We start from the raw sequence: 10386 nt of genomic DNA on the forward strand, positions 1-10386 counted from the left end.
TGGGCTGCGGCGCGACCTGCGGGCGCACGGGCCCCCGCGGGCTCCCGCACTCGCTCGTCGAGACGCCGAGTCCTTTTCGCTTACTGGAGTTCGCGCACCCAGGAGCGCGAACTCCAGTAAGCGAAAACGATGAGGGTTGCGCGCCGGGCCGGGCCTGTCGACGGGTCGTCCGAGCATCGGCATCGGCATCGGCATCGGCATCGGCATCGTCCGCGGTCGTGCCGGGCGTCGCCCGCGTCGGCGCCGTCGCCGCCGGGCCACCTAGGCTCGGTGCATGACGACGATCGCGCTCGGGGTGCCGGCGATCCGTCGTGACCCGCGCGTCGCGCCGAGCACGGCCGGTCGACCGGATGACGACCGTCTCGTCGACCGGTTCGGCCGCGTCGCGCGTGACCTGCGCGTCTCGATCACGGAGAAGTGCTCGCTGCGCTGCACGTACTGCATGCCCGCCGAGGGGCTCCCCGCGATCGCCCGCGACGACCTGCTGACTCCGGCGGAGATCGCCCGCCTCGTCGGCGTCGCCGTGCGCGACCTCGGTGTGCGCGACATCCGCTTCACGGGCGGCGAGCCGCTCATGCGCGCCGACCTCGAGCAGATCGTCGCACTCTCGCGGGCGTCGGCCGGCGGCGACGCCGTGCTGAGCATGACGACGAACGCGATCGGGCTCGACAAGCGCATCCGCGGGCTCGTCGGCGCCGGTCTCGACCGGATCAACGTCTCGCTCGACTCGGTCGACCGCGACCACTTCGCCCGGCTCACCCGGCGTGACCGGCTGCCGGCGGTGCTCGCCGGCATCCGCGCCGCGCAGGAGGCCGGCATCACGCCGCTCAAGATCAATGCCGTGCTCATGCGCGACACCCTGGGCGGTGCGGCCGACCTCATCGCCTGGGCGCTGGGCAACGGATGCCGGCTGCGCTTCATCGAGCAGATGCCGCTCGACGCCGACGAGGCCTGGGCGCGCGACAACATGGTGAGCGCCGAGGAGCTCGTCGCGGTCGTGGCGCCGCGGTTCCGCCTCGAGCGGCCGCACCGCGACGACCCCTCCTCGCCCGCCGAGGACTGGCACGTGCTCGACCCGGCGACCGGCGCCGCTCTCGGCGTCGTCGGCGTCATCGCGAGCGTCACGCGCAGCTTCTGCGCGGCGTGCGATCGCACCCGGCTCACCGCGGAGGGCACCGTGCGCTCGTGCCTGTTCGGTGACGACGAGACCGATCTGCGCGCGCTGCTGCGCGGCGGCGCGACGGATGCCGAGCTCGCCGGCCGCTGGCGCGCCGCGCAGTGGGGCAAGCAGCGCGGGCACGGCATGGAGCTGCCGGGCTTCGTGCGCCCGCGGCGCAGCATGGGAGCGATCGGTGGCTAGTCCGTCGGTCGTGACCGTGCGCTACTTCGCCGGCGCCGCCGAGGCCGCGGGCACGCGCGAGGAGACGCTGTCCGCGGTCGCGACCGTCGGGGAGCTCAAGGCCGCCATCATCGCCGCGCACGGCGCCCGGATGGAGCGGGTGCTGGCATCCGGATCCTTCCTCGTCGACGGCGTCGTGAGCCGCGACGACGCGCGCCCGCTCGGCCCTTCGACAGGCTCCGGGGCCGGGGGGACCGGCTCGGGGACCGGCCGGGTCGACGTGCTGCCACCGTTCGCGGGAGGATGACGCATGGACGTCAACCGCCTCGCCCTCGACTACTCCGCGAGCCTGCCGATGTGGGTGCTCGAAGAGCTCGTCGACGAACCCGACGCGTACCAGACCGACGAGCAGAAGATGGCGCTCGTGAACCGCCTCGCGCGCCGCAACTACCGGGAGGGCACGGGCGGTCCGTTCGCGGCGATCGTCGTCGACTCGGAGACGGGCGAGCTCGTGAGCGCCGGGGTCAACGTCGTGCTCGCCTCCGGGCTGAGCGCCGCGCACGCGGAGGTCGTCGCGCTCTCGCTCGCGCAGGCCGCGGTCGGCGGCTGGGATCTCGGGGCGGATGCCGCCACGCCCCGCGAGATCATCGTCAACTGGCGACCGTGCGTGCAGTGCTACGGCGCGGTGCTCTGGTCGGGCGTCACGCGTCTCGTCGTCGCGGGCGACGGGCCCGAGCTCGAGCACCTGACCGGGTTCGACGAGGGTCCGATGCGCGAGGACTGGGCCGAGCAGTTCGAGACGCGCGGCATCGCCGTGACCGAGGACGTGCTGCGCGACGAGGCGATCGCCGTGTTCCGCGAGTACGGCGAGGTCGCGGCCGCGGGCGAGGCCACCGTGTACAACGCGCGGGCGCAGGGCGCGCTCGAACGCTAAGCGCCGCGGCTCCGGCTCAGCCGAGCGGCGCGTGAGCGCCCTCGCCGAGCACGTAGGTCTGGATGGCGCGCACCGCGGCGCCCCGGGCCCACTCCTCGAACGGCGCGTGCTCGATGCGCAGATCGATGGCATCGGCGTCGCCGTGCAGTACGGAGCGGATGCCCGCGTGGACGTCGTCCGGGGCGACCTCGGCGATCCGCACCCCCTCGCCCGACAGCATGACGTGCTCGCACCCGGTGAGCACGGCCGCGTAGCCGGCGAGCGTGCCGAGGGCGCGCGCCGAGGCCGAGATCACCGCGCGCGCGGCCGGCTGCCCCGCCGCCGCGAGGTCGAGCGCCTCGTCGTAGCCCACGTCGCGGCCGAGCGCGCCGCTCAGCTGCCGGCGGATGCTCGTCTCGGCGAGCAGGGCGGTGGCGCAGCCGCGGTGACCCTCGTCGCACAGCGGTCCCAGCGGATCGATCGGCAGGTGCGACACCCGCGCGAGCTCCACGCGGGGCTCGACCGGCTCGCCGTGGATGACGCAGCCGTAGCCGACCCCCGCGCCGACCGTGAGCATGGCGAAGCTGTCCAGATCGCGTGCCATCCCGAACCACTGCGCCGCCCGCACGAGCGCGGCGACGTCATTGGTCGCGACCGTGGGCACCCCGAGGAGCTCGGCGATCATCGGGGCGATCGCGACATCCGCCCAGCCGAGGAAGGTCGCGTAGACGTGGCCCGGATCGCCCGTGACATTGCCGCCGAGACCCACGCCCGCGGCGGCGAGCTCGGGGCCGCCGGCCGCCTCGGCCGCGGCCCGCACGGTCGCCGCGACGAGCTCCGCGACGCTCTCGGGCGCGGTCGAGCCCATCGCTCGCGTCGCCGCGCCGAGCGGTCGGGCGCGCAGATCGGTGACGACGGCGTAGACGGCCGTCGCCGTGATCTTGACCCCCGCGAAGTGCCTGCTGTCCGCCGCGATGTCGAGCGGCTCGAACGGCCGGCCCGCGGCGGGCGTGCGGCGCTTGCCCCGGGCGACGAGCAGACCGCCGTCGATGAGCGGGCGGGTCAGCCGCGTCACCGTGCCCGGCGTGAGGTCCAGGCGCTGCGCGAGCTCGCCGCGCGAGATCGGCCCGTGCAGGAGCACCGCGAGCGCGGCATCCCGAGCGGACCCGGCGAGCGGGCCCCACGACGCGTCCGGGTGCATCGTCGACATGCTCCGATTATGGCCGACTATTAGTTGCCGTGCGCAACCCATATCCGGACATCCAGCGCGCACCGGGCCGACCGCCCCGGTAGATGGCCCGGTTTTGTCGCCGGATTATTTGTGTGGTACACATAATGCCGTTCCTCTTCACTGACACAGGAGTCACCGACCGTGCGCGCACTTCACCTGCGAACCGCCGACGTGAGCGTCGTGCTCGTCGCCGCGGGCACCGGCCTGCCGCGCATCGCGCACTGGGGTGCGGTGCTCGGCGAGCTCTCCGCGGCCGACCTCGACGAGCTCGCGCGCGTGACCGTTCCGCCCGTGGTCTCGAACACGCCGGACGTGCCCGTGCAGCCGTCGATCGTGCCGACCCAGGCCGAGGGCTGGCTCGGCTCCGGCGGCCTGCGCGGTCACCGCGACACGGGCTGGACGACGCCGCGGTTCGCGGTGCGCGACGTCGCGCACGAGTCGGAGAGCGTGGTCGAGTACGACGCGATCGACGAGGGCGCAGGGCTCGCCCTCCGGCTGCGCGTCGAGCTGACCCGCGAGGGGCTGCTGCGCACGCGCGCGCGCCTCACGAACACCGGCGAGCTGCCCTACACGGTCGACGAGCTCACGCCCGTGCTCGCCGTGCCGGCGCGCGCCACCGAGCTGCTCGACCTCACCGGCCGGCACCTGCGCGAGCGCAGCCCGCAACGGTCGCCGTTCACCCTCGGCACCCACCTGCGCGAGAGCCTGCGCGGCCGCACCGGCCACGACGCGAGCACCATCCTCGCCGCGGGCACCCCCGCCTTCGGCTTCCGCAGCGGCGAGGTGTGGGCCGTGCACGTGGCATGGTCGGGCAACCACCGGGCGCTCGCCGAGCGCGTGCCGTTCGGCGACGCGATCCTCGCCGGCGGCGAGGCGCTGCTCCCCGGCGAGGTGCGGCTCGCGGCCGGCGAGAGCTACCAGACGCCCTGGCTCTACGGGTCGTACGGCGCGGGACTCGACGCCGTGGCGGCGCGGTTCCACGCGTTCCTGCGCGGGCGGGCGCAGCATCCGTCGTCCCCGCGTCCCGTGCTGCTCAACGTGTGGGAGGCCGTGTACTTCGACCACGACCTCGCCGCGCTCGAGCGCCTCGCCGACCTCGCCGCCGAGGCGGGCGTCGAGCGCTACGTGCTCGACGACGGCTGGTTCCGCCACCGCCGCGACGACACCGCGGGGCTCGGCGACTGGTACGTCGACGAGGGCGTCTGGCCCGACGGGCTCGGCCCGCTCATCGACCACGTGCACGCCCGCGGCATGCAGTTCGGCCTGTGGTTCGAGCCGGAGATGATCAATCTCGACTCCGACCTCGCGCGGGAGCACCCGGAATGGATCATGGCGCCCGGCGACCGGCTGCCCGTGGAGTCCCGGTCGCAGCAGGTGCTCAACCTGAGCATCCCGGCGGCGTACGAGCACGTGCTCGCGCGCATCGACGCGATCCTCTCCGAGTACGCCATCGACTACGTCAAGTGGGACCACAACCGCGACCTCATCGAGGCCGCGACGCGCGCGACCGGTGCGGCCGCCGTGCACGAGCAGACCCTCGCGTTCTACCGGCTGCTCGCGGAGCTGCGGCAGCGGCATCCCGCGCTCGAGATCGAGTCGTGCGCGTCGGGCGGCGGCCGGGTCGACCTGGGCGTGCTCGAGCTCACCGACCGGGTCTGGACCTCGGACACCATCGACGCGCTCGAGCGCCAGCAGATCCAGCGCTACACGTCGCTGCTCGTGCCGCCGGAGATGATGGGCGCCCACATCGGAGCCGAGCGCGCCCACACCACGGGGCGGCGCCACGACCTCGCCTTCCGGGCCGGCACGGCCGTGTTCGGCCACCTCGGCATCGAGTGGGACCTCACCGAGGCGACCGCCGGGCAGCGCGAGGAGCTCGCCGGCTGGATCGCGTTCCACCGCGGCGTGCGGGCGCTGCTGCACACCGGCGCCGTCGTGCACGGCGATCACCCGGACCCGGCGCTCACCGTGCACGGCGTCGTCGCGCCGGACGGATCGGATGCGCTCTTCGCGCTCACCGCCGTCACGACCGGCGTGGCCGCGCCGCCGCGCCGCGTGCTCCTGCCCGGGCTCGACCCGGCCGCGCGCTACCGCGTCGAGATCGCCGGCCCCGCCGGCGTGCCCGCGGGAACCCGGATGCCGCCGTGGCTCACACCGGGACCGGCCGTGCTGCCCGGCGCGGTGCTCACGACGGTCGGCGTCGAGGCGCCGGCCCTCTTCCCCGAGCAGCTGCTGCTGCTGCGCGTCACCCGGATCTGATCCGACGCCCGACCAGGAGAGATGACAATGACGACACTCGCGAACGCCAGACCGGGACAGCGCCGGTCGCTGTGGAGCCGCATCCGCAGCGGTGAGGCGCACCTCGTGCTGTTCTTCCTGCTGCCCGCCTCGATCGGGCTCGTCGCGTTCTACCTGTGGCCCGCGATCCGCGGCGCGTACCTGAGCTTCACGGACTACAACGTGCTCAGCGACCCGACGCCGGTCGGCCTCGCGAACTACCAGCGGCTGCTCGGCGACGACCTGTTCTGGAACTCGCTCGGCGTGACGGCGGTCTACGTCGTCATCAACATCGGCGTGCAGACCATCGTCGCGGTGCTGCTCGCGCTGCTGCTGCACCGGGCCACGAGCTCCACGCTCGTGCGCGGCATCGCCCTCATGCCGTACTTCGTCGCGAACGTCGTCGTCGCCCTGGTCTGGTACTTCATGCTCGACTACCAGGTGGGCATCGTGAACCAGATGCTCACCTGGCTCGGCATCGACCCGGTCGCGTTCTTCGGCGATCCCGAGCTCGCGGTGCCGACCATCGCGATGATCAACGTGTGGCGGCACGCGGGCTACACAGCGCTGCTCGTGTTCGCCGGACTGCAGGCGATCAACCCGAGCGTCTACGAGGCCGCCGACCTCGACGGAGCAGGCGAGCGCGCCAAGTTCTTCCGCATCACGCTGCCGCTGCTGCGCCCCATCCTCGCGATGGTGCTCGTCATCACAGTGACCGGGTCGTTCCAGGTGTTCGACACGGTCTCGGTGACGACGAACGGCGGGCCGGTGAACGCCACGCGCGTCATCTACCTGTACATCTACAACCTCGCGTTCGGGCAGCTCGACTTCGGGTACGCGTCCGCGATCTCCGTCGTGCTGTTCCTGCTGCTCGCGGGCGTCGCGTTCCTGCAGATCAAGCTGCTGCGCTCCAACCAGACCGATCTCGACTGACGAACCGAACCGGAGGACACCGATGTCTGTCTCAGCTGCCCGCCCCGTCGCCGGGCGCCGCCCGCGGCGCCCGGTCGACGCGGGACGCGTGCTCGCCCGGGTCGCGCTCGCGATCATGATCGTCGTCACGCTGTTCCCGTTCTACTGGATGCTGCGCACCGCGTTCAGCGACAACCGCTACCTCGCGGCCGACGCCGGCAACCTGCTGCCCACCCACTTCACGCTCGGCGGCTTCGAGCGCGTGTTCGGACTCGCGACGCGCGAGGACGCGATCGCGCAGGGCGGCTCGGGGGCGAGCATCGACTTCTGGGGCTACCTGCGCAACACGCTCATCGTCGCCGTGCTCGTCACGGCCGGCCAGGTGTTCTTCAGCGCGATGGCCGCCTACGCGTTCGCGCGGATGCGCTTCCGCGGTCGCGACGCGCTGTTCGCGGTGTTCCTCTCGGCGCTCATGGTGCCGACGATCTTCACGGCCATCCCGAACTTCGTGCTCATCCGCGAGCTCGGCCTGCTCAACACCTACGCGGGCATCGCGCTGCCGACCTTCTTCATGACGCCGTTCGCGATCTTCTTCCTCCGGCAGTTCTTCATGAACGTGCCGCGCGAGCTCGAGGAGGCGGCGCTGCTCGACGGCGCCGGTCGCATCCGGAGCTTCTTCCGCCTCATCCTGCCGATCAGCGCCGCGCCCATCACGACGCTCGCGGTGCTGACCTTCATCCAGTCATGGAACGACTACTTCTGGCCGCTGCTCGTCGGCCAGGACGACAGCGTGCGCGTGCTCACCGTCGCGCTCGCCACGTTCCGCTCGCAGACGCCGCAGGGCAGCCCGGACTGGGCGGGCCTGATGGGCGCCACGCTGCTCGCGGCGGTGCCGATCCTGATCGTCTTCCTCGCGCTCGGCAAGCGCATCGTCAACTCCATCGGCCACTCCGGCATCAAGTAGGGAGCACCGAATGACCCAGATGTCCCGATCGATCCGGATGACGCGGGCGGGCCGCCGGATCGGCCTCGCCGCCGTCGTCGTCACCGCCGCGACGCTCGCCCTCTCGGGCTGCGCGAGCGCCGCATCCGACCGTCCCGTCGAGCTCACCTACTGGATGTGGGACGCCAACCAGATGGACGGCTACCAGCAGTGCCTCGATGCGTTCGAGGACGCGAACCCGACCGTGGGAGTGCACCTCGAGCAGGTCGGCTGGAACGACTACTGGACGAAGCTCACCACCGGACTCGTCGCCGAGACCGCGCCCGACGTGTTCGTGAACCACCCGCAGCAGTTCGGCACCTACGCCGACCTCGACCAGCTGCTGCCGCTCGACGACCTCGTCGGCCCGGCGGGGCCCGTCGACCTCGCCGACTACCAGCCCGGGCTCGCCGACATGTGGGTGGGCCAGGACGGCCACCGCTACGGCCTGCCGAAGGACTGGAGCGCGATCGGCCTGTTCTACAACGCCGATCAGCTCGCGGACGCCGGGGTCGACCCGGCCACGCTCGAGGACCTCGACTGGAACCCGCGGGACGGCGGCTCGTACGAGCGGCTCATCGCCCACCTGACCGTCGACGACAACGGGGTGCGCGGCGACGAGGCGGGCTTCGACCGCGCGCACGTGAAGGTGTACGGCCTCGGGCTCAACCGCAACAACAACGGCGGCTTCGGCGAGACGCAGTGGTCGTTCCTCGCGCTCGCCGACGGCTGGAGCTACGCCGACCGCAACCCGTGGGGCACGCGGTTCAGCTACGACGACGAGCGGTTCCTCGAGACCGTGACGTGGTGGCGCGGGCTCATCGACAAGGGCTACATGCCCACGTTCACGGTCGCGTCGTCGGGCATGAACGACACGGATGCGTTCGCGGCCGGCCGGTACGCCATGATCACGCAGGGTTCCTGGAATGCGCGCGCCATCGCATCCGCCGGCGGTTTCCCGGTGGGGATCGCGCCGACGCCGATCGGCCCGACCGGGTCGCGCGCGACCGTGACCACGGCGCTCGGCGACTCCGTGTGGGCCGGCACCAAGCACCCCGAGGAGGCGAAGCGACTCGTCGCGTTCCTCGCGACGCCCGAGTGTCAGGACCTCGTGGCGAAGCAGGCCCGGGTGTTCCCTGCGCTGCGCGGCTCGTCGGAGCTCGCGGCCGCCGCGTTCGCCGATCAGGGCGTCGACGTGTCGGCGTTCACCGTGCAGCAGCAGGAGGGCACGGCCGTGCCGTCGCCGGTCGTGCTGGGCTGGACCCGCCTGCAGGAGATCATGGGCCCGACGATGGACGCGTTCCTGGCCGGTGCCGATCCGGACACGTTCGAGAAGGCGAACCGGCAGGTCGACGCGATCTTCCGCTGACGCGCAGTGAGACGAATCGGATGCGGTCAACACTTATGGGGTTATGACCGCACTCCAGACCGGCGAGAGCACCACGGGGGATGCCGTGGTGCTGGGTTCGGACTCCGATCGCGCGCTGCTGGTGCGGATGCGCCACGGCGATCGCGACGCGTTCACGACCCTCTACCGGCGTCACGTGCGCGCCGTGCACGCCTACGCGGCGATCACGCTCGCCGATCGTGGCGATGTCGAGGAGACCGTTCAGGAGACGTTCGTCGTGGCGTGGCAGCGACTCGGGTCGGAATCAATCGTGGGAGAGTCTGCGCTGCCGTGGCTGCTCACGACGGCGCGGTACTGCGCGTTCAATCGGAACCGGGCCAGGACGCGGCGCGCGAAGCACGAGTCTCCCGCGCCGGTCGAGCGGCACCGGCTCGTGGTCACGGGCGCCGAGGAAGCCGCCGAGGCCGGTGAGTTCCACCGGGTGCTCGGCGCGGCCGTCCGCTCGCTGAGCCCGCTCGATCAGAGCGTGTTCGAGATCTGCCTGGTCGACGGCGGCAGCTACGCGGACGCCGCCGAGGCGCTCGGCGTCACCGCCGCCGTAGTGCGCAACCGGCTGTTCCGCATCCGCCAGCGACTCCGCACGGAGCTCGCGATCCTGAGAGGCAACGCCCGATGACCACGACCCCCCTTGACGAGCAGACCACGGACCGGATGCTCGACCGGATCACGGCGAGCATCGAGGGGCGAGCCAGGCGGCGAACCCGGCGTCACCGCGTCGTCGCCCTCGCGGGCGTCGCCACGATCGCCCTCGCCGCGACCGCCGGTGCTCTCGTGGTGCGACAGGCGACGGGCGTCGAGCGCAATATCGCGGAGTGCTACGCGGCCGCGAGCCTCGACGCGCAGCACACCGGGGCCGTCCTGGGGGCGCCGGTGGGCGAAAATGCACCCGCACTGGTTGACGATCGGGCGCGCATCGCGCAGGGACTGGACATGTGTGCTGCTGCATGGCGGCTCGGCCAGTTCGAGCCGGACCCGGATGCGGCCGGGTCCGGTCGCGAGTTCACCGTGCCTCCGCTCGTGCCGTGCGTGCTCGCGGACGGCCGGTTCGGCTACTTCCCCTCAGCCAACGCGGACGTGTGCTCGCGCCTGGGACTCGGCTCGCCGAGCGACTAGCACGCGTGAGAAGGCCGGGTGCCCGCCGCGGGCAGTGCTTGGGATCACCAGCGACGGGCACCCCATCGAAAGCGGACTGTCGCCCGGTCTAGTGTCGCGTTTCTGAAGTTGGTTGACGGTTCGCTTTGGTGAGGATTTCGTCGGCGGTCTTGGCCCAGACGAAGGCGTGTTTGCGGTCGTTCCAGCCGGTGATGAATTGGCGGATCTTCGC

10 protein-coding genes are annotated in these 10386 nt (G+C 72.2%); 9 read left to right on the top strand and 1 reads right to left on the bottom strand.

Going from position 1 to position 10386, the window contains the following annotated elements:
• Window positions 1-274: 274 nt before the first annotated feature.
• From moaA to QT381_RS14860, 3 genes are read left to right on the top strand one after another with little or no spacing between them, the layout of a single operon-like run.
• A complete protein-coding gene (moaA, locus tag QT381_RS14850; RefSeq protein ID WP_289249816.1) occupies window positions 275-1360 on the top strand; it encodes a GTP 3',8-cyclase MoaA in 1086 nt (361 codons plus the stop codon).
• A complete protein-coding gene (locus QT381_RS14855) occupies window positions 1353-1646 on the top strand; it encodes a MoaD/ThiS family protein (RefSeq protein ID WP_289249817.1) in 294 nt (97 codons plus the stop codon). The genes moaA and QT381_RS14855 overlap by 8 nt, the downstream gene beginning before the upstream one ends.
• Before the next feature lie 3 nt (window positions 1647-1649).
• Window positions 1650-2273 (top strand): nucleoside deaminase, encoded by a 624-nt coding sequence (locus QT381_RS14860; protein ID WP_289249818.1) that lies wholly within the window; start codon window positions 1650-1652, stop codon window positions 2271-2273.
• Between the two features lie 16 nt (window positions 2274-2289).
• Here QT381_RS14860 and QT381_RS14865 read toward each other — a convergent pair whose 3' ends face one another.
• Complete coding sequence (locus QT381_RS14865; RefSeq protein WP_289249819.1) at window positions 2290-3462, bottom strand: ROK family transcriptional regulator; 1173 nt, start codon at window positions 3460-3462, stop codon at window positions 2290-2292.
• 162 nt (window positions 3463-3624) lie between these two features.
• On the opposite strand from QT381_RS14865, the gene QT381_RS14870 reads away from it, so the two are divergent.
• The 6 genes from QT381_RS14870 to QT381_RS14895 are packed head-to-tail and all read left to right on the top strand — an operon-like array spanning window position 3625 to window position 10175.
• Window positions 3625-5742, top strand: coding sequence for an alpha-galactosidase (locus QT381_RS14870; protein WP_289249820.1), 2118 nt, complete (start codon window positions 3625-3627; stop codon window positions 5740-5742).
• Between the two features lie 27 nt (window positions 5743-5769).
• On the top strand, window positions 5770-6693 hold the full coding sequence (locus tag QT381_RS14875) for a carbohydrate ABC transporter permease (RefSeq protein WP_289249821.1): 924 nt from the start codon (window positions 5770-5772) through the stop codon (window positions 6691-6693).
• A gap of 22 nt (window positions 6694-6715) precedes the next feature.
• Window positions 6716-7636 (top strand): carbohydrate ABC transporter permease, encoded by a 921-nt coding sequence (locus tag QT381_RS14880; RefSeq protein ID WP_289249822.1) that lies wholly within the window; start codon window positions 6716-6718, stop codon window positions 7634-7636.
• Between the two features lie 10 nt (window positions 7637-7646).
• The gene (locus tag QT381_RS14885; protein WP_289249823.1) at window positions 7647-9023 is read left to right on the top strand and encodes an ABC transporter substrate-binding protein; all 1377 of its coding nucleotides are present in this window, start codon (window positions 7647-7649) and stop codon (window positions 9021-9023) included.
• A gap of 43 nt (window positions 9024-9066) precedes the next feature.
• Window positions 9067-9678, top strand: a complete 612-nt coding sequence (locus QT381_RS14890) for an RNA polymerase sigma factor (RefSeq protein ID WP_289249824.1) — start codon at window positions 9067-9069, stop codon at window positions 9676-9678.
• Complete coding sequence (locus QT381_RS14895) at window positions 9675-10175, top strand: hypothetical protein (RefSeq protein WP_289249825.1); 501 nt, start codon at window positions 9675-9677, stop codon at window positions 10173-10175. Before QT381_RS14890 ends, QT381_RS14895 begins: the two co-directional genes overlap by 4 nt.
• Window positions 10176-10386: the final 211 nt, after the last annotated feature.

Origin of the sequence: Galbitalea sp. SE-J8, from assembly GCF_030345695.1 — a bacterium.
Taxonomy (GTDB): Bacteria; Actinomycetota; Actinomycetes; order Actinomycetales; family Microbacteriaceae; genus JAUASV01.